Origin of the sequence: Enterococcus casseliflavus (assembly GCF_029215545.1) — a bacterium.
GTDB classification, from domain to species: domain Bacteria; phylum Bacillota; class Bacilli; order Lactobacillales; family Enterococcaceae; genus Enterococcus_D; species Enterococcus_D casseliflavus.
On record NZ_CP119393.1, the window covers coordinates 945,418 to 964,507 of the forward strand.

General features: G+C 45.1%; 14 protein-coding genes and 1 pseudogene. 3 read left to right on the top strand and 12 right to left on the bottom strand.

What is annotated here, in order from left to right:
- The first annotated feature begins 186 nt into the window (after positions 1 to 186).
- A pseudogene (gltB, locus tag P0G38_RS04510) lies at positions 187 to 4,691 on the top strand (glutamate synthase large subunit).
- Between the two features lies 1 nt (position 4,692).
- A complete protein-coding gene (locus P0G38_RS04515; RefSeq protein ID WP_005228830.1) occupies positions 4,693 to 6,132 on the top strand; it encodes a glutamate synthase subunit beta in 1,440 nt (479 codons plus the stop codon).
- A gap of 83 nt (positions 6,133 to 6,215) precedes the next feature.
- Here P0G38_RS04515 and vanS read toward each other — a convergent pair whose 3' ends face one another.
- The 11 genes from vanS to P0G38_RS04570 all read right to left on the bottom strand — a co-directional run bounded on the left by vanS (position 6,216) and on the right by P0G38_RS04570 (position 17,674).
- Complete coding sequence (vanS, locus tag P0G38_RS04520) at positions 6,216 to 7,346, bottom strand: vancomycin resistance histidine kinase VanS (protein WP_015510159.1); 1,131 nt, start codon at positions 7,344 to 7,346, stop codon at positions 6,216 to 6,218.
- Complete coding sequence (vanR-C, locus tag P0G38_RS04525; RefSeq protein ID WP_005228837.1) at positions 7,336 to 8,031, bottom strand: vancomycin resistance response regulator transcription factor VanR-C; 696 nt, start codon at positions 8,029 to 8,031, stop codon at positions 7,336 to 7,338. Before vanR-C ends, vanS begins: the two co-directional genes overlap by 11 nt.
- Before the next feature lie 98 nt (positions 8,032 to 8,129).
- Positions 8,130 to 10,232, bottom strand: coding sequence for a membrane-bound serine racemase VanT (gene vanT / locus P0G38_RS04530; RefSeq protein WP_275854115.1), 2,103 nt, complete (start codon positions 10,230 to 10,232; stop codon positions 8,130 to 8,132).
- Positions 10,229 to 10,801 (bottom strand): D,D-carboxypeptidase/D,D-dipeptidase VanXY, encoded by a 573-nt coding sequence (vanXY, locus tag P0G38_RS04535; RefSeq protein ID WP_061053864.1) that lies wholly within the window; start codon positions 10,799 to 10,801, stop codon positions 10,229 to 10,231. The genes vanT and vanXY overlap by 4 nt, the downstream gene beginning before the upstream one ends.
- Positions 10,798 to 11,850 carry a D-alanine--D-serine ligase VanC gene (gene vanC / locus P0G38_RS04540; protein WP_275854116.1) on the bottom strand — a complete coding sequence of 351 codons (1,053 nt, stop codon included), beginning with the start codon at positions 11,848 to 11,850 and terminating at the stop codon, positions 10,798 to 10,800. Before vanC ends, vanXY begins: the two co-directional genes overlap by 4 nt.
- Positions 11,851 to 12,189: 339 nt before the next feature.
- Positions 12,190 to 12,738: a TIGR01440 family protein gene (locus tag P0G38_RS04545; RefSeq protein WP_275854117.1), complete on the bottom strand. Its 549-nt coding sequence runs from the start codon at positions 12,736 to 12,738 to the stop codon at positions 12,190 to 12,192.
- 5 nt (positions 12,739 to 12,743) lie between these two features.
- Positions 12,744 to 13,223, bottom strand: a complete 480-nt coding sequence (locus tag P0G38_RS04550; RefSeq protein ID WP_015510153.1) for an ECF transporter S component — start codon at positions 13,221 to 13,223, stop codon at positions 12,744 to 12,746.
- Positions 13,220 to 14,008, bottom strand: coding sequence for a bifunctional hydroxymethylpyrimidine kinase/phosphomethylpyrimidine kinase (gene thiD / locus P0G38_RS04555; RefSeq protein WP_275854118.1), 789 nt, complete (start codon positions 14,006 to 14,008; stop codon positions 13,220 to 13,222). Before thiD ends, P0G38_RS04550 begins: the two co-directional genes overlap by 4 nt.
- Positions 14,009 to 14,111: 103 nt before the next feature.
- A complete protein-coding gene (gene zwf, locus P0G38_RS04560) occupies positions 14,112 to 15,638 on the bottom strand; it encodes a glucose-6-phosphate dehydrogenase (protein WP_015510151.1) in 1,527 nt (508 codons plus the stop codon).
- Between the two features lie 9 nt (positions 15,639 to 15,647).
- A complete protein-coding gene (efaR, locus tag P0G38_RS04565; protein ID WP_015510150.1) occupies positions 15,648 to 16,295 on the bottom strand; it encodes a transcriptional regulator EfaR in 648 nt (215 codons plus the stop codon).
- A gap of 143 nt (positions 16,296 to 16,438) precedes the next feature.
- Complete coding sequence (locus tag P0G38_RS04570; protein ID WP_275854119.1) at positions 16,439 to 17,674, bottom strand: aminopeptidase; 1,236 nt, start codon at positions 17,672 to 17,674, stop codon at positions 16,439 to 16,441.
- 231 nt (positions 17,675 to 17,905) lie between these two features.
- Between P0G38_RS04570 and P0G38_RS04575 the strand changes: the two genes are divergently transcribed.
- Positions 17,906 to 18,481, top strand: a complete 576-nt coding sequence (locus P0G38_RS04575) for a TetR/AcrR family transcriptional regulator (protein WP_005228861.1) — start codon at positions 17,906 to 17,908, stop codon at positions 18,479 to 18,481.
- A gap of 54 nt (positions 18,482 to 18,535) precedes the next feature.
- On the opposite strand, the gene P0G38_RS04580 is transcribed toward P0G38_RS04575, so the two are convergent.
- Positions 18,536 to 18,982 carry a flavodoxin gene (locus P0G38_RS04580; RefSeq protein ID WP_275854120.1) on the bottom strand — a complete coding sequence of 149 codons (447 nt, stop codon included), beginning with the start codon at positions 18,980 to 18,982 and terminating at the stop codon, positions 18,536 to 18,538.
- Positions 18,983 to 19,090 lie beyond the last annotated feature (108 nt).

Here is a 19,090-nt window from a genome sequence, read left to right on the forward strand (position 1 = left end):
AACCTTATTAGACGAAGACTCCTGCCTGTGATTTACAAGTCACTACTTGTTCAATGGATGTAAGTAACCCTTGAAGGAAGAAAGCAACGAGATCGGATCAAGTAAAAAAAACTTGCCAGATAGAAAATCAGGTTGTAAACTGTTAAAAATCGGAATATTCAGAAAATTGAAAGAAAGTGTGATTCCATGAGTGATTTAGAGATGATGAAAACAACGAACCAAACGATGTACGATGCCGCTTTTGAAAAAGATGCTTGTGGGATGGGGTTCATTGCTCAGAAAAATGGTCATTATTCCCGAGAGCTCGTCCAAAATGCCTTAACGATGTTAGAACGGATGAATCATCGAGGGGGAACAGGCGCTGAACCTGACACGGGGGACGGAGCAGGAATCTTGATGGCGATGCCAGATCCTTTTTTTCAGCAGCGGGCAAAAGAGGCAGGAATCCCATTACCTGAAAAAGACGCCTATGCTGTTGGGATGTTTTTTTTACCGAAAGAAAAGCTCCGAGCAGCACAGGTCCAAGAGGAAGTAACTAAAGACATTCAACAAATGGGTTTTACGGTTTTATGGCAGCGCGACGTTCCATATGATTATTATCAGTGTGGGCCAGGGGCGCAAAAAGTCATGCCATCTTTTGTGCAAGTCTTTATTGAAAAGCCTGTCGATGTAGCAGCTGGCCGTCCCTTTGAAGATCAGCTTTATCGGCTACGGCGTAAACTGGAAAAAACATATCATACCGATGAGCTGTCTATCTGCAGCTTGTCTAGTAAGACAGTTGTTTATAAAGGGATGCTGCATGCCTATCAAGTTGGCTTGTTTTTCAAAGATCTTCAAAGCCCAGAAATGACTTCGAGTATTGCTTTGACTCATTCTCGTTTTTCAACGAATACCTTTCCAAGCTGGAGTCGGGCGCAACCTTTTCGTTTCTTAGCCCATAATGGCGAAATCAACACGTTACGCGGGGCGGAAAATTGGATGCATGGACATCAGATTGAAGTCTACGATGACGAAAACTCCGATTCTGCGAAGCTGGAAAATTGTATGGAATACTTGTATCGTCAAGGTCGAGACATTCCCCAAGCACTGTTGATGATGGTGCCAGAAGCGTGGTCTAAAGAAGCTGGCTTGACGCCAGAACTGACGGCTTTTAATGAATACAATGCAAGCTTTATGGCTCCTTGGGATGGACCAGCAGCTTTATGCTTTACCGATGGGGAGATGGTGGGAGCTGCCCTTGATCGTAATGGATTGCGACCATCTCGCTACTCGATCACAAAAGCTGGTTTTGTTGTCGTGGCCTCTGAGTCAGGAGTGGTGGATTTACCAGCGTCGGAAGTGATTGAAAAAGGGGTGCTTGGACCAGCAAATATGTTTTTGGTGGATACCCAAAAAGGGATGATCTTACGAAATCAAGAAATCAAAGAGCATTATGCGAATGCCCATCCTTACCAGGAGTGGCTAGCGGAACACCTATTGACACCAGAGCTGCTTCCTGGGACTGAGAAGCAGGAGGAAACAGCAGACGATGCGATCCAGACCCTTTGGAAACGGAATGGCTACACGGATGAGATCATACGCACGTTGATTTACCAATGGCTCAAACGGGAGAAGAACCAGTGATCTCCATGGGGTTTGATTCACCCTTAGCTATTTTGAGTGAACGTCCCCAATCCTTGTTTACGTACTTCAAGCAACAATTTGCCCAAGTGACCAATCCGCCAATCGATGCGATTCGTGAAAAATTAGTGATCGGTACCGAACTGTTTTTAGGTCGAGATGGGGATGTTTCAAAGGACATTCGAATCAATTGCAATAAGCTGAAGATTGCTAGTCCTGTGTTAAAAACGAGTGAATATGAAAAAATCAAACAGTTAGATCAAAATGGTCAAAAAGCGGTTTTACAGTCGATTCTTTATGATTATGTACCAGAAAACGGGGTAGCTTTGCAACAAGCGTTAGAAGCGCTTTTTAAAGAAACGGAACAAAAAATCGATGCTGGGGCGACGATCGTCATTTTAAGTGATCGGGAAGTCATCCAAGCGCAAGAAGGAAAAGTGGCGATTCCAATTCTCTTGGCGGTATCAGGTCTGCACAATTATTTGGTGCGAAAAGGCAAACGTTCCTTGGCATCGATCGTTGCGGATACTGCGGAAGTCTGTGAGGTCCATCATTATGCCATGTTAGTCGGCTACGGAGCAAGTGGGGTCCACCCTTATGGGGCTTACCAGACATTGGCGCATTTTGAGCTTTCAGAGAAGATCGAGAGTTACCGTAAGGCATGTGAAAAGGGCATTGTCAAAATCATGTCACGAATGGGGATCTCAACGATCGCCGGTTACCACGGGGCACAATTGTTTGAAGCGGTTGGTATTTCTGAGAAAGTCATCTCCGAGTACTTTACCGGCACGGTTACCCGTATTGGTGGACTCTCGTTAGCGCAAATCGAGCAAGAATACTTAACGCGTTATGAGACAGCATATGGTGAAAAACGAATGGATTATCTTGATTCTGGCGGTAGTTTCCAGTACAAAGCCGATGGGGAGCATCATTTGTTCAATCCAAAAACAATCTATGGGTTCCAAAAAGCCGTTCGCACAGGCAGTTATGAGCTCTATAAAGAATACGCGGCGGAAATGAACCAAGAGGCATTAGACAATCCAACGACGTTACGCTCTATGTGGACCTTTGCGAACACAAGACGCAGTATTCCGTTAGCTGAGGTGGAGCCTGTCGAAACGATCGTTAAACGGTTTAAAGTCGGGGCGATGTCTTACGGCTCACTAAGTGAAGAAGCGCATCGCTGTATTGCTGAAGGAATGAATGCGATCGGGGCAAAATCCAACAGTGGAGAAGGTGGAGAAAACCGAAATCGTTTCAAACCAGTGAAGGGCATTAATTATAATAGTCGCATCAAACAAGTAGCTTCTGGCCGTTTTGGTGTCAACGCCGAATATTTAATGAGTGCAGATGAACTCCAGATCAAAATGGCGCAAGGAGCGAAACCTGGAGAAGGCGGTCAATTACCAGGCAATAAAGTCTTCCCGTGGGTCGCCGAGATTCGAGGATCCACGCCTGGTGTCCGATTGATTTCGCCGCCACCACATCACGACATTTATTCGATTGAAGATCTAGCCCAGCTGATCTATGACTTAAAAGCCATCAACCCGTATGCACGGATCAATGTCAAATTGGTTTCTAGTACGGGCGTGGGTACGATCGCTACCGGTGTCGTCAAAGCTGGCGCAGACGTAGTCGTGATCTCAGGCTATGACGGTGGGACCGGCGCTTCTCCAAGAAATTCGATCCGTGATGCTGGCTTGCCTTGGGAGATGGGGCTTGCAGAAGCTCATCAAACGTTAGCTATGAATCATTTGCGGCAGCGAATGACCTTAGAGACGGATGGAAAATTGATGACGGGTCGGGACATCGCCATTGCTGCTCTTTTAGGGGCAGAAGAATATAGCTTTGCCTCTTTAGCGCTAGTTGCGATTGGTTGTGTCATGATGCGGGTTTGCAGTATCAATACATGTCCTGTCGGCATTGCTACACAGAACCCAGCCTTACGAAAATTTTTTGCTGGAAAACCTGAGCACATCATCAACACGATGTACTTTTTAGCAGAAGATCTACGGGAAACGATGGCTGAGTTAGGCTTTCGTACCATCGATGAGATGGTAGGACATGCGGAATTGTTGACACCACGCTTCGTTGCTAAAGGCAAAGCAAAATCATTAGACTTTTCGAAAATGATTGGGACGACGATCCCAATCGAACGCAAAGTGACGGATCCATTCCTTGAGAAACGTCAATGGCCAGAATTAGATGCTTTTGCACAAGCTGCTATCGACAACAATCAAGAAATCGTGACGAATCACACGATCAATAATGTTCAACGCTCAGTCGGCGCGCGTTTAGGAGGCTGGATCGCGGAACGTTTTGGCAATTATGAAGTTACACCAGGTCTGTTGCAGTTTACGTATCGAGGTATTGCTGGACAAAGCTTTGGGGCTTTTGCCACGCAGGGCATCCAGTTGAAACTGATCGGTGAGGCCAACGATTATGTAGCCAAAGGGTTGAGCGGTGCCCGCTTGATCATTGTGCCACCTGAAGATGCCGCTTATGACGCAGAGCATTCACCAATTGTTGGTAATGTAGCGTGCTTCGGGGCAAATCGAGGCGAAGGCTATTTCCGAGGCATTGCTGGCGAACGCTTTTGTGTTCGTAACAGTGGAGCCAATGTCGTTGTCGAAGGTGTTGGCGATCATGGCTGTGAGTACATGACTGGCGGTGTCGTGGTGATATTAGGAAAAACCGGCCGCAACTTCGGTGCTGGAATGTCCGGTGGCGTGGCGTATGTTTACGACCCCGATCAAACCTTTGCCGATAAATGCAATCGGGAAATGGTTGATTTATATCGGATTGGCGAAAGCGGCGATGACCACCAACTAAAAGAGATGATCCAGCAGCATTTCGCCTATACAGATTCATTGAAGGCGGCTGAGATCCTAGAAGATTGGGAAAATCAGCAGCACCATTTCATCAAAGTCTATCCGACAGAATACCATCAGATGATCCAAGCGACGGAGACCTTGGCGGACCAAGGGTTTGTCGGAGATGAACTTGTGACGAAAGCCTTCGAAGCTGTCGTCGGTCCACAATTGACCATCCCAGGAAAGGAGCGTGACTAATATGGCAGATCCATTTGGTTTTTTAAAGTACCCAAGAGTAGAAAATCCTACCCGACCAGTGGCAGAACGAATCGAAGACTGGCAAGAATTACAGACGCCATTGCCTGAAAATGAGCGTCAAGAGCAAGCAGCACGCTGTATGAACTGCGGGATTCCTTTTTGTCATACCGGTTCTTTTTACGGGGGGCAACGAGCGGTTTCAGGTTGTCCCAATGACAACCTGATTCCTGAATGGAATGACTTGGTTTATCAAGGGCGTTTCCAAGCCGCTTTTGAGCGTCTTGCCAAAACCAACCCATTACCTGAAATGACTGGTCGTGTTTGTCCAGCTCCTTGTGAAAAAGGCTGTACCGAAGCACTGAATGGCTCGGGTGTCACGATCCACGACAATGAACGCTTTATTATCGATACTGCTTTTGAAAATGATTGGGTCAAAGCCTCGGGATTGCCTCAAGAAGCGACTGGGTTCAAAGTTGCCATCGTCGGCAGCGGACCAGCTGGTTTATCCGCTGCATGGCGCTTGAATCAACTAGGGCATCAAGTGACGGTCTATGAACGCAGTGATCGCTTTGGCGGTTTACTGATGTACGGTATTCCAAATATGAAATTAGATAAAGACGTCGTTCAGCGACGGATTGACTTGATGGCAGAGCTAGGCGTGACCTTTGTCGCTAATACGGAGATAGGTCGTGACTTGTCGGCAGAAGAATTGGCCGCTCAGTATGATCGGGTCATCTTGGCAACAGGAGCTAGTGTTCCTCGTGACTTGAAGATTCCAGGGCGTGAATTGACTGGGGTGCAATTTGCAGTCGATTATCTGACGGAAGCAACCAAAGATGTGTTAAAGCATGGCAAAGCGGCAACAAGTAAAAAACTTGCTGGCAAGCATGTTATCGTGATTGGTGGCGGCGACACTGGAAATGACTGTATTGGTTCAGCGATTCGGCAAGGAGCCGCTTCTGTGCGTCAATTGGAGATCACGCCCCAACTGCCATTGACACGGACCGACAGCAATCCTTGGCCAGAATACCCAATGACAGCCCGCACAGGATATGGGCAAGAAGAAGCGGCTGAAGTGCTACAAACACAAGTGACGTATCATGGGGTGTCCACAACGGCCTTTATCGGCGCCGAACGCGGCCAGTTGATCGCCATCGAAACGGTCTCAGTGGATCAACAGTTTCAGCCGATCCCTGGCACAGAGCAAGTGATCAAGGCGGATTTGGTCTTGCTGGCAATGGGCTTTGTTGGTGCAGAGACCCAACTCTTCGATGCCTTTGGTGTGCGAGAAGTGTACGATGATTACACGACGAACAATGAACGAGTGTTAGTCGCAGGAGATGCCAAAAGAGGACCGAGTTTAGTCATCTGGGCGATTCGTGAAGGACGCTTAGCGGCAGAAAAAGTCGATCAAGCGTTACGATCTTTGGTGTATCAATAAGCAATCAATAAAAAACAACCTGAGCAGCTATTCCTCCTTCTGAATTAGAAGGGGAGCAGCGAAATGCTCAGGTTGTTTGCCTGTTAAGCGGTTGGTTCAGATGGATGGGGCTTTGACAGCTGTTCATTTTTTTCCATTGCTGCCTTCGGTAGGCGAATCGAAAAGACGATGGTTTCATCACGGCTTTCCGCCCAAATCTTTCCACCTAATGCTTCAACGATTTCTTTGGCGATCGGCAAACCAAGACCCGTCCCACCCGTCGCTGTTGCTCGGGAAGCATCCATGCGGTAGAAAGGCTCAAAAATCAAGCCGATCTTTTCAGCTGGGATCGTTTTTCCTTGATTGGTCAAACGAATCAGGATATCATCAGACTCGCTGATGGCTAATCGCAAAGGGGAGTTAGGATAGCTATAATTGATGGCATTGCGGATCAAGTTATCAAAAACGCGTTCCATTTTCTCCGTATCAACGGTCGCAAAGACTTTTTTCTGTAGCTGAAGTTGCCAATGGAGGTTTTTTTCTTCTAACAGCGGCAAAAATTCAAACGTCAATTGTTCCAGCATCAAGCTCAGATCCGTGGTTTCAGTTTGCAAGGCGATCGTTGTAAGATTAAAGCGGGTGATTTCGAAAAATTCGCTGATCAATAGTTCCAGCCGTTGGGCTTTTTGCAAGGCGATCTTCGTATAGCGTGCGCGTAGTTCGGTAGAAAGCTGCGGTTCCTCTTCTAAAAGCGTCAAATAGCCGATCACACTGGTCAAAGGCGTTCGTAAATCATGTGCGAGATAGACGATCAAATCATTTTTTCGTTGTTCCGCTTCTTTGGCGGCTCGTTGATCCTGTAAGTTTTTCTCTCGCAACTGGTTCATTTCTTCTTGCACATCAATCATATTGCTGGAAAGAACGATTCGCTTCGTGGGTTCGGCAATCAGTTGGTTTGTGGCTTGGATCGTTTCATTCAAATAACTGATAGCTTTACTCATATAATAAATCGTTGTGCTCACCCAAATCAGTAAGGCCCCGATGGCTAAGCAAAGAAGCCAATAGTCAGCAAAAAGACGTAAAATTTGATAAATGGGTTCATAGCCATACCAGACCCTCATTCCAGCAACGAAGCGTACTGCGAAAGGAATGATGATCAAGATCGCCATCAAGATGCCCGTGGTGATAAAGTATTGGGTCAACAGCTTGCGGATCAATGGACTTCTATTTTTCAATGATATAGCCGACCCCCCATACGGTTTTGATTAATTTCGGTTTGCGGGGTTGTTCGTTCAGTTTTTCCCGCAAACGGGCGATATGTGCCATCACTGTGTTATTGTTGTCTAAATACTTTTCTTTCCAAACTGCTTCAAAAAGGGTTTCCGAGGCAACGACCGATCCTTGGTGTTCAAATAAGTAAAGCAAGATTTTAAATTCGATGGGGGTCAAGAAAACCTCTTTGCCATAAAGAAAACATTGGTGGCTGTTGATTTTCAACAGTAAGCCTTCCTTTTCGTATTCTTCAATCTTCTGGGGATTCGCTGACTGGTTGTAACGCTGGTATCGCCGCAGCTGCGTTTTGACCCGAGCAACGACTTCTAAAGGATTGAAGGGCTTGGTCACATAATCATCTGCCCCAAGGCTTAGACCGGTGATTTTATCCAAGTCTTCCCCTTTTGCCGTGAGCATCAGTACTGGGAAAAAGTGGGTCTTACGAATTTGCTGCAGCAGCTGAAAGCCATCGATATCCGGCAGCATCACATCTAAAACCGCCACGTCGACCGTTTCTTTTTCAAGATAAGCCAAAGCGCTCGTTCCATCATAAAAAGGTTCTACTTGGAAGCCTTCATTCCTTAGAAACGTCGTGACTAACTCCGCGATTTCTTTTTCATCATCAACAACAATTATTTTTTCTGCCATCCTTGATTCACTCCAACTATCTACGATCATTTTTCATTTACACTACCATTTACTCTACACCCATCATACCGTAATCGGTAAGCGAATGCATTCGTTTTCTACTTTGAACTAGAGGTGATGCGGGAACCTAGGCGGCTGATCAATTCATTGGTAATGGTTTGTGCTTGATCAGCGGTAGTCGTCCAATCGCTGATTACTTCGAGCGAACTTTCGACCGCCAGTTCTGGATAGTCCGTTAAATCGATCAAGAGCATATCCATACAAACCAACCCAATCTGCGGGAGTAAAGCACCTTGATAAGAAAGCTGGAACCCTTGGTTTGATAGGGCACGTGGAACCCCGTCGCAGTAGCCGATGCTAACGATCCCGATCGTGGCTGGTCGATCAAAAACAGTGCCTAATCCATAGCCAATCGCTTCCCCAGCGGCAACTGGTTTTTTGTCTACCAGTAAGGCTTTGAGTGTCAAAATCGGCTGTATGTTTATCTTCTGCTTCGTTGGTTCGTTCGGGACGCTCAATGAACCAGTTAGAAGAATACCTGGACGTACATAATCATAGTGTTTCTCTGGGTAATTCAATATTCCGTAGCTGCTTTGCAGATGTGTCAGTCCATAGGCGATATTTCTAGCGGATAAGCCAGCCAACAGATCATCAAAACAAGTGATTTGGGCTTGTGTCCGCAAGATACTTGCCGTATCCAGCTGATCTGAAGAGCCTAGATGGGAAAAAATGCCCGTGATCTTGAGAGATGGCAAGGCGTAAAGTCCAGTAACTGTCTCAAGATCAGGTGCAACGCCTAAGCGGTGCATACCAGTATCTACCGCTAAATGGCATTCGATCGGAATGCTTGTTTGGGCTAAAGCATGCCCATGGGCCTCACTAACGATGGTTTGAATCAAGGAATAATGTTTCAGCTCTTTGGCACGTTGGGCAGAAGTGTACCCTAAAATCAGTAAGCGACTTTTGATGCCAGCTCGCCGTAATTCAATGGCTTCTTCAAGGGTAGCAACGGCAAAGAAATCGACGCCGGCTCTTTCTAGGGTACTGGCGACCGTCTTCGCATCACAACCATAAGCATCCGCTTTAACCACCGCCATTACTTTAGTTGTTGCTGGGATCAATCGCTTGATTTCCTGCAGGTTGTGCAACAAAGCGGGGGCGGAAAATTCTTTGGCTGCTCGCTGCAAGTGGGGCGGCGTTTTTTTCGAAAACGGGAACAGCTTTTGCAAAGCAAAGAGACCATGCACCACCCCAATGGTCAGTCCTAAGACCACGAAGAAATTGATCAGATTGTTTTGCAGCAAGGGCAGCTTTTGACTAAGAAAATGGGTCACTGCAATGGTATAAGGATGGAGCAAATAGAGCCAAAGGGACAGTCGACCCGCTTGTTTCCAGATTATGGGTGCTTGCCATTGCTGGATGATCGGGAATAAGAATAGCAGGACGAAGGGCAAAAAAACATACATGCTGTCATGTTTCGGCGTGGTAAAGTGATGCAAAAGGTAACTTTCCAAAAGCAAGCAAATCAGACTGATCAGCAGATAACTATAGCGATGGGGAGAAGCAGGTTTCTTGGCCAATCTTCTGGCTAGTACCCCTAAGAGCAAAAACAAAGGAGCAAAGAAAAAGCCGTTGCGAGTTCCATCCAATAGTTGGAAAATCAGTGAATAGAGTGGCGTGATGGGTGTTTGGGCAGCCAGGCCAGACCAACTGTCCCCACCTAAACCAACCACATACAAACCGACAGCAGTGAAAAACACCTGCTTGAAAGAAAGACGTGTCAAGAGGCCCATCACTAATAGACTGCCGGTAATGATCGCAGGAAAATACCATAGATGATAAAGGATGCCATTGACCAGCAAAGTTTGAATAAAAGTGCCTAGTGGCATGTTCAACCCTAGCATGCCGCTGTACCAAGCAAGCGGCAAAAAGAGCAGTGTGGCTATGAGGTAGACTTGCAGCTGCTTTTTAATAAACTGCCAGACACGATGTCTGGCAGGATAGCTGTTTTGGGTGGCTAAGTCGCTGAACACGTAATATCCGCTGATCATAAAAAAGAAGGGAACGGCAATTCTGAAGAACGTCAACGTGATCAGGATATCGCCGTCAGGCCATAAGCGGTGAAGAGGCAGACAGTGGATCGCCACCACCATCATCGCCAAAATCACCCGGAATTGCTCGATTCCTGGATTCTTCTTCATGCGAACTGCCTCGCCGTTTGTTCAAGGTATTGATGGTATTCTTCCAAGGTCCACTGTTGACTGGCGATGATTTGACTATGAGGCAGACCGACATAACGAAAATGCCATGGTTCATAGCCAATCCCTGTAATTTCCTGTTTGTCTGCGGGATAGCGTAAAATAAACCCATAGTTCATCATTTCCTGGGTAAATAAATCAGCGGCTGCGCTGTCACGAAATCGTGGGCAGATCAAATCATCCTGGCTGCCCTTTAAACCAACATCGATCGCTAAGCCTAACTGATGTTCACTGCAACCGGGCAACGCCACAAATTGTTTCGTATAGGCTAGCCCATTTTCTTTCAAGGAATATTCCCATAAATACCGTTGCTGCTTTTCGGTTCGGTAGCCATCTAATAAGCAGATCTCGTCTTCAAGCTTTAAAGCTTTGACGAGCCGTTCCCATTGTTTGGCTGCTTCTGGCTGCAAGTAAACCTCGTCTTCGCTGAAGGCAGCAAGGACTAAATGAGGGGGTTCTTGGTTTTTTTCTAACGGAAATTCTTTGCTAACTAACTGTAGATAGGGATTCATTTGACTTCCTCCTTTGCTAAGACAAGCAGTTTTTGTAGTAGTTCTTGATAGGATAAGCCGACCGCTGCCATCATGGCAGGATAGCGGGAGTGACTCGTAAAGCCCGGCATAGTATTGATTTCATTCAAGTATAGTTCTCCTTGATCCGTGACAAAAAAGTCGATGCGAGCAAGACCTTTAAGTCCAAGACTACGATAGAGCAGCTGAGCTTGTTCTTTGACCTTAGTTTCAATCGTTTCAGGCAATGGCGCAGGGACGGTGATTTTGGCGCTGATCAGCTGGTACTTTTCTTCAAAATCGAAAAAGCCGTCTACTAATGAAATAGCGTCACAAGCACCGACAGTCAAAGAGTCGTTGCCTAAGATACCGCAACCGATCTCAACACCGGCAATATTTTTTTGTAGGAGCACTGCGGAACAATAAGTAAAGGCTTCTTTTAAGGCAGAAGCGATTTCTTCAACGCAGGTGACTTTAGTGATCCCTTTTGAGGAGCCCGCTTCATTAGGCTTAAAGAAAACTGGAAAGCCATGGGTCTGGATAAAAGCTTCGATTTGTTCTTGCTGGTTGGCTTGATTTGTCAAGAGAATCGTAGGAGCACTTTGTACGCCAATGGCTGCTGCAGCTTGATGCAGCAACCATTTGTTCATACATAAGGCAGAGGCTGCCACCCCGCAGCCTACATAAGGTAGCTTCATCAATTCAAACAATCCTTGGATACTGCCATCTTCCCCGTATTTGCCATGCATAATGGGAAATAAAACATCAGGTACCAACGTTTGCTGCTCTTCACTTAACCAAAAGCCGTTTCCTTCGAATAGCGGCTGTATTTTCTGTTTCTGTTTCGTATCCAACAACCACGTGTCTTGTCGGATGTTTTCCAGTTCTCCTGTATACAAGTACCAATCCATAGCATCTGGGGCGATCCCGATCAAAGAGAGATCATAGTCATAGGGAGATGATTGGAGTGCTTCGATTGCGCTAGTTGCTGAGGCTAAAGAAACGGTGTATTCCGGTGAATTGCCTCCAAAAATAATGGCGATTTTTTTCATATTTTTCTTCCTTCCACTTTTCGATTCTTGCTACATTCAGTCTATCAAGGAAAGAAAAAAGAAATTTGCGGGCTTACTGGTATCTTTCTTTTCTTTTTGTGATGAAATTCTGACGAATTTATGACAAAAGGAAAGCGACAGCTGCCGCTCCTTTTACACCAGAAAGAAACTTGCCTTTGAAGTAGAAAAAGCTGCCATAAGATGGAGTGGAAAAAATAGTGAAAAAAGAGCACTCTGAAGGAAAGGGGGAGGCAATAGCAGGAACGTTGACACAAAAAAAGCACGCCAAAGCATGCTTTTTCTTTTTGATGAGGGCTTTTCGATTATTATACGATTCGCTTATTGTGCGTAATGCGCACGAGGACCACCAATATATTTGGGCCGTGATCCCAGAGCTGTGACATGGGCAGCGCCGAGGGACTTGATAGAGGGACGGATCGGGATTTGAACATGTTTGACATGCATGCCGATTGCTGTGTCGCCAATATCGATGCCAGCTTTTGCTACTATGTGCTCCACTTCAATAGGCTCATCGAACAGCTGGAAAGCGGCAACTGAGCAAGCACCGCCTGCATGCAACTGGGGCACTACTGCGACTTCTTCTAATTGATATAGTCGAGCCGTTTCACGCTCAACAGCTAAAGCCCGATTGAGATGTTCACAGCCTTGAACGGCTAAATGAATATTTTTGGGACGCAAGATCGCTCGTAGTGTTTCAACGATAACCATGCCTACTTCTTGACTGGAATTTTTGCCAATCAAGCCGCCCACGACTTCACTTGTTGAACAACCAAGGACAAAAAGATCATTTTCACCAACATTCGCTGTCGTAATGACTTCTTCAACGATCGTAGTTAAATCCGCTTTTAATTGATTGATATCTGTCATAAGAATCACCTTTCATTTAAAGAAAACTTTTTCGTGCGGCGCAAGGCATGCGTCAGGGGTAAAGCAACGATGCTGCCAAAGACCGTTTGGATCAAATTACTTGGGATCGAGGCGATCCCAGCGCCTAAACCGAATAGCAAAACCGTTGCTGCTGCATAGCCGGCGATCATGATTAAGCTGCCGACAATGACGGCTGCTAGTGGCCGATGGCTCATTCTACCTACGATCCAGCCTTGCACACCATGGATCACGATGGAAAAGAAGGCCCATTCAGGGTAACCTGATAGAAAATCAATGATGCCGCCGCTCATTCCACCGACGAAGGCACCGGCGCTAGGTCCGAACAAAAGGGCCGAGATATAGATCCCTGCTTCACATAAGGTCACAAAGCCCTTCGTTTGCGGAACAGGAATGATAAAGGTCAAAGAAAGTGCACACGTGAGTGCCGTCAGCATAGCGATCGTCGTTAGGTTTCTTACTTTCATAGGTGTTCCTCCTTTTTAAAATAGGCGAGCTGATTGACGTTGCCAGAGGTATCTAAAGGCAGACCGTCTTCAATCCCTGCCCAAACAAATGCTTTTGCGGTTTGGATAGCTGCTTCTAACGAAGTGCCTTTAGCAAGCATTGCGGCAATCGCTGATGAGAGGGTACAGCCAGCACCGTTGGTTGTGGTTCGCGTACTTTTTTCTGCCTCAAAAACGGTAAATTGTCCTTCTTGATACAAAACATCATAGGCTGTTTCCCCAGTTAGTCGACTGCCACCTTTGATCAGAACATTTGGGGCACCAAGCGCTTGGATTTTTTTTGTCGCCGTTTTCATCTCTGCTAAAGAGGTAATGCTTTGTCCAGATAAGTGTTGTGCTTCGAGCAGATTAGGTGTCACTAATGCTGTGTAAGGAAACAATGAGATCAATCCTGCTTGATAGGAGTGGTTAAAGGCAGTATCTCCTTCTTTGAAGGCGAGAACGGGATCGAGCACGATCGGTCCGGTAAATGTTTGTAAAAAATCTCGCAGCAATTCAATGATGGCCGTTTGATGAAGCAGCCCGATTTTGATTGCATCTAGGGATACGACCGAACGCAGTGAATCCAGCTGTGCTTGGATCACAGGCTCAGGGAGATCATGGAACATAAGATCATCCTTGATGGCGACCACACAAGTTAATAGGGCATGGCCAAACACCCCGAATTCCTCAAATGTTTTCAAATCAGCCGTCATGCCGCCACCTGCCAAACTGTCGAGACCGGCGATCGATAAGACTTGTTTCATGTCTGCTGCTCCTTTCATTTCTCATTTCTTTCTATTATAAACAGTCGGTAAAAAAGAAAAACGGCCAATTGGATGTTTTTTCCTCATCCAATTGACCATTTGCTTATTTCTCATTTAGTAAATCTCGCTCACGATACCATTCATCGGGACGCCAGATCCATTCAAAGCCATCGGCAGCTAAGAGATCATAGGCTGCTTGGGGGCCCATCGTTCCTGCGGCATAGTTTGGAAAATCAGGTGTTTCTTGGTCCCAAGCGTGACGGATCACATCAACGATGCGCCAAGATTGGGCAACTTCATCCCAGTGGGTAAAGTTAGTGCCATCACCGTTCAAGGCATCTAGAATCAGTTTTTCGTAAGCTTCAGGGGTGTTTTCGACGATTTCAGTACTATTTCGGTAATCGAGCTTCACTGGCAATGTCTCAAATCCTTGGCCAATTTCTTTTCCGTTCAAGGAAAGAGAGAAGCCTTCCGTCGGTTGAATGTAAATCGTCAGCACATTCGGTGCCAAACTCTCGATTTGCTTTTGTTCATTCAGGTCTTGCTTAAAGACATTGACTGGGACTTGTTTAAAGACAATGTTGATGCGAGTGCCTTTTTCCGTCAACCGTTTCCCAGTGCGTACATAAAATGGTACGCCGGACCAGCGGAAGTTATCGATCAAAAATTTCCCAGCAACGAAGGTTTCCGTTGCCGATTCTTCATCCACATTGGCTTCTTCACGGTAGCCAACAAATTTCTTGTCTTCTAATTGTCCCTTATCGTATTGACCACGTACGAAGTGTTGTTTCACTTCTTCTTCGGAGTAGATACGGATCGCATTTAAGGCTTTGATTTTTTCTGTCCGTAATTCTTTTTCAGAAAAAGCCACTGGCGGTTCCATGGCTAATAAGGAAAGAATCTGCAGAATATGATTTTGGACCATATCCTTCAAGGCACCGCTCTTATCATAATAGCCGCCGCGTTCTTCTACGCCTAAGTTTTCTGCGATATTGATCTGAACATTGTCAATGTAACGATTGTTCCACATTGACTCAAAAATGTTATTGGCAAAACGAATCGCAGAAATATTTTGGATCATTTCTTTTCCTAAATAGTGATCGATTCGGTAGATTTCTTGTTCCGTAAAGACTTGATTGATCTCTTCATTCAATTCTTTTGCTGAATTATAGTCGCTTCCAAACGGTTTCTCGATGATCACCCGATGGTAGCCGTCAGTATCCAGCATTCCTTGGGATTTCAAGTGAGAAACGATCGTCCCAAAGAAATTAGGGGACATTGCTAAGTAAAAAATCTGATTGCCTTCTAAATGGTATTTCTGATCTAAGGTTTCCGCCAAATCCTTTAATGAATCATAATGGCTCGTATCTGTTACATCATGTGATTGGTAGTAGAAATGAGAAGCGAATGTCTCTGCTTGTTCTTGTGAGTCACTCAACTCTTTGATTGTACCTATCACCACTTCACGATAGTGTTCATCCGACCAAGGACGGCGTGCAGTACCAATGACTGCAAAATCTTCTTTCAAATCGCCTTTTTTGTACAACCGAAACAAAGAAGGATATAGTTTGCGTTGGGCAAGGTCGCCCGTACCGCCAAAAATCGTAAAAAGGACCTTTTTTTCCATCATCTTCACTCCTTACAGTTTATCGACAAAAATCGTGCTGGCGGCTTTGTAGCTGACAGCAATTTCTTTTGTGTCATTTTTGATCGTAATCGGACCCTCGTATGCTGCCGCATCGATGATCTCGTATTCTTCATGAATATTCAATTTGATCGAAACGAGATAATCCAGCAGTTCTCGTTCGTCAAGGACACGGGCGATACGAATCTTGGTTCCTACCGGATAAGAACTCATGGTGTTTTTTTCGCCTTCGTGAATGAGTTCTCCTTGTTCAGGAATCATTCCCCCATGTGGGCAATACCGAGGATGATCAAGGTAGGCTTCTAAGCGGCTCGCCAACGTTTCTGAGGTGACATGTTCTAAAACTTCTGCGTCATCATGAACTTCATTCCATGAATAATGCAGGTGCTCCACAAGAAAGACTTCCCATAAACGATGCTTACGAATGAGGGCACTTGCAGAAGCTAAACCAGTTTCAGTCAACTGTACCCCTTGATAAGGTGAATGTTCCACTAAGCCTTCTTTTAATAATTTTGAAATCATTTCACTTACTGAAGCTGCTGAGACGTCCAGACCTGACACGATTTGTTTGTTATTGATCTTCTTTTGGTCACCACCAAGCTCTAAGATGAGCTTTAAATAATCTTCACGATTTGGTGTCATCGGATCCATCCTCTCTTATCAAAGACTATCAAAGTAGATTTTATCAAAAAAGCCAGCTGATTACTATGAAAAAAGCCGCCGGTTCTCAATATTCTATGTAAAAAGAAGACCGAGGGGAGCTACTCCACCTCAGCCTTTTTTTATTAAGCCCAATCACCATTGCGGAAGACAGGAACTGTGGTGCCATCTTCTTTGATGCCATCGATGGACATTTGGTCAGAGCCGACCATGAAGTCTACGTGGGTTTGGCTGCGGTTTAAACCAGCCGCTGCCAGTTCTTCTTCACTCATCTCAGTGCCGCCTTGTAAGCTGAAGGCATAAGCAGAGCCTAAAGCCAAGTGGTTTGAGGCATTTTCATCAAACAACGTATTGAAGAAGATGATGCCAGATTGTGAGATAGGGGAAGGGTCAGGGACTAAAGCGACTTCACCTAAAGATTTCGCTCCTTCATCGATCGCTAGCAATTTGCCTAACACTTCTTCGCCTTGTTCTGCAGAAAAGTCCACGACTTTACCGTCTTTGAAGGTGAATTTCATGCCAGAAATAATCGTTCCTGCGTAGCTCAATGGTTTCGTACTTGAAATATAGCCATCGATGCGACGATTATCTGGGGCAGTAAAGACTTCTTCTGTCGGCATGTTCGCCATGAATTTTTCATTGCGGGTGTTGTAGCTGCCAGCACCTTCCCACAAGTGATTTTTTGGTAGGCCGATGATCAAATCGGTACCCGGTGCTGTATAGTGTAATGCGCTGAATTGTTCTTTGTTCAATTCTTCTGCCTTGACTTGCAGTGTTTCATCATGTTTTTTCCAAGCAGCAACAGGATCTTCTTCGTAGATACGCGTCGTTTTGAAAATTTGATCCCATAGCTTGTCTTGTGCTTCTTCTGGGGAAGCATCAGGGAACACTTTTTGTGCCCAATCTTGACCTGCAGCAGCAACAACGGTCCAGCTGACTTTGTTGGCTTGTGTTGCTTGACGCAGTTTCATCATCGCCTTACCAGAAGCTGCTTGGAAAGCGGCGACCCGATCTGAGTCAACGCCCGCTAACGCATCGGGATTGGCAGAAACGACACTGATGCGGCTCGCACCTTTTTCGACCCAATCTTCTGTTTGATTAATTTTGTGTTGAGGGATCGTAGACAAACGATCCTCAGCTGCATGCGCAAGAAATTCTTTTTGAACCACATCGTCGGTCCATTGAACGATTACTTCATCAGCGCCTAGCTCATACGCTTTTTTTGTCAATAGTCGAGCTAACGGTGCTTGGTCCACGGCGATTTGGATGACGATGGTGTGCCCTTTTTGGACATTTACACCAACTTCTGTGATCAGTTGGGCATATTTTTCAAGGTTCTGATTAAAGTTTGGTAAAACCATTAAAATTCCTCCATTTATTCTAAAATTATAACTGTCTTCATGATAGCACTAAGTATTTTTGAAAACAAACGAAAAAGAGAGCAAAAAAACAGAGGTCTTCGAATTGAAAAACTGGAAACACTAGGGGCAATAATTTTAAAAGTTTTTTTGCAAACTTAAAAAAACATGATACAATAAGTAAAAGGTATTTCTGAAAGCGATGTATAGCAGAATTAAGGAGATTAAAAAATTATGGCAAGAAAGAAAACTATTACTAGAGACCAGATTTTAAAAGCTGCCTATGAAGTTGTCGCAACCGAAGGATTTACACGTTTTACCGCACGCAATATCGCAGCGAAGATGAAATGTTCAACGCAACCGATCTACTTAGAATTTAAAAATATGGATGACTTAAAAAATGCATTGATCAATCAGATTTACGACTACTTAGCGACAGAAGTTTTTCCAGTTGAAAGACGTGGAGATGTCATCGTTGACTTAACGTTAAATTATATTGGCTTTGCAAATAAAGAAAAACGATTATACCGAGCGCTATACTTAGAAGAGCATGGTGGTGGGGATTCCATGCAGCAGTTTTCATTTGACCTTTTTGTGAAATCAGTGAAAAAAGAACCAAAGTATCAAGATCTATCGGACGTGAAATTACAGTCCTTGCATACTGGTGTCTGGATCGTCGCTACTGGCTTAGCGGCATTGATGTCTTCGGGAATCATTCATCCGACAGAGGATCAGATTGCTAAGCTGATGACGGAAACCACCGATAATATTTTAGCAAGAGAAACACCTATCGATATCAGCTATCATTAAGCAAACAATAAACCTCCGACAGAATCAAGTGATTTTGTCAGAGGTTTTTTTGTTTTATTCTGTAAATGCTTCCGCTAGTTTTTTGGCAAAGGCTTCTAAGTTTTGAATATCGTCTTCTTCCGCAGCCAAGTCGACCTTGACGCTATCCGCCCCTTTTGTTGCACCTGTCTTACTAAAGACGGCTTCAAAGTCATCGACGGACTTACAAAAGTCATCATAAAACGTATCGCCAGAGCCGCAGACCCCAAAGATTTTGCCACTTAAATCAAGTTCTTGCAAATCTTCGTGAAAATCGACGATCTCATCAGGCAATTCACCGTCACCGTATGTATAGGTTGCGACGATACAAATATCGGCGTCTTCAAACTCATCGGCATCCACTTGGGTACACTCATTCATTTCTACTTCCATGTCAAGATTTTCAAGGGCTTCAGAAACGATATCCGCAATTTCTTCCGTATTCCCCGTCATGCTTGCATAGACGATTTTTGCTAAAGCCATGGGCTTTTTCCTCCAATCTCATTCCTATTCTCAAGGAAAACTCTCTTACAGATTATAGCAAATGCACGAAAGTTTGAAAACAAAACTTGAAAAACTCTTTACAATGTC

Bases quoted from the DNA above. Each gene is read 5' to 3' on its own strand.
- P0G38_RS04550 (WP_015510153.1), bottom strand. From the start codon at position 13,223: ATGAAAGTAAGAAACCTAACGACGATCGCTATGCTGACGGCACTCACG.
- P0G38_RS04570 (WP_275854119.1), bottom strand. From the start codon at position 17,674: ATGGTTTTACCAAACTTTAATCAGAACCTTGAAAAATATGCCCAACTG.
- P0G38_RS04515 (WP_005228830.1), top strand. From the start codon at position 4,693: ATGGCAGATCCATTTGGTTTTTTAAAGTACCCAAGAGTAGAAAATCCT.
- P0G38_RS04580 (WP_275854120.1), bottom strand. From the start codon at position 18,982: ATGGCTTTAGCAAAAATCGTCTATGCAAGCATGACGGGGAATACGGAA.
- efaR (WP_015510150.1), bottom strand. From the start codon at position 16,295: ATGACACCAAATCGTGAAGATTATTTAAAGCTCATCTTAGAGCTTGGT.
- zwf (WP_015510151.1), bottom strand. From the start codon at position 15,638: ATGATGGAAAAAAAGGTCCTTTTTACGATTTTTGGCGGTACGGGCGAC.
- vanT (WP_275854115.1), bottom strand. From the start codon at position 10,232: ATGAAGAAGAATCCAGGAATCGAGCAATTCCGGGTGATTTTGGCGATG.
- P0G38_RS04575 (WP_005228861.1), top strand. From the start codon at position 17,906: ATGGCAAGAAAGAAAACTATTACTAGAGACCAGATTTTAAAAGCTGCC.
- vanR-C (WP_005228837.1), bottom strand. From the start codon at position 8,031: ATGGCAGAAAAAATAATTGTTGTTGATGATGAAAAAGAAATCGCGGAG.
- vanC (WP_275854116.1), bottom strand. From the start codon at position 11,850: ATGAAAAAAATCGCCATTATTTTTGGAGGCAATTCACCGGAATACACC.
- vanXY (WP_061053864.1), bottom strand. From the start codon at position 10,801: ATGAATCCCTATCTACAGTTAGTTAGCAAAGAATTTCCGTTAGAAAAA.
- P0G38_RS04545 (WP_275854117.1), bottom strand. From the start codon at position 12,738: ATGACAGATATCAATCAATTAAAAGCGGATTTAACTACGATCGTTGAA.
- thiD (WP_275854118.1), bottom strand. From the start codon at position 14,008: ATGAAACAAGTCTTATCGATCGCCGGTCTCGACAGTTTGGCAGGTGGC.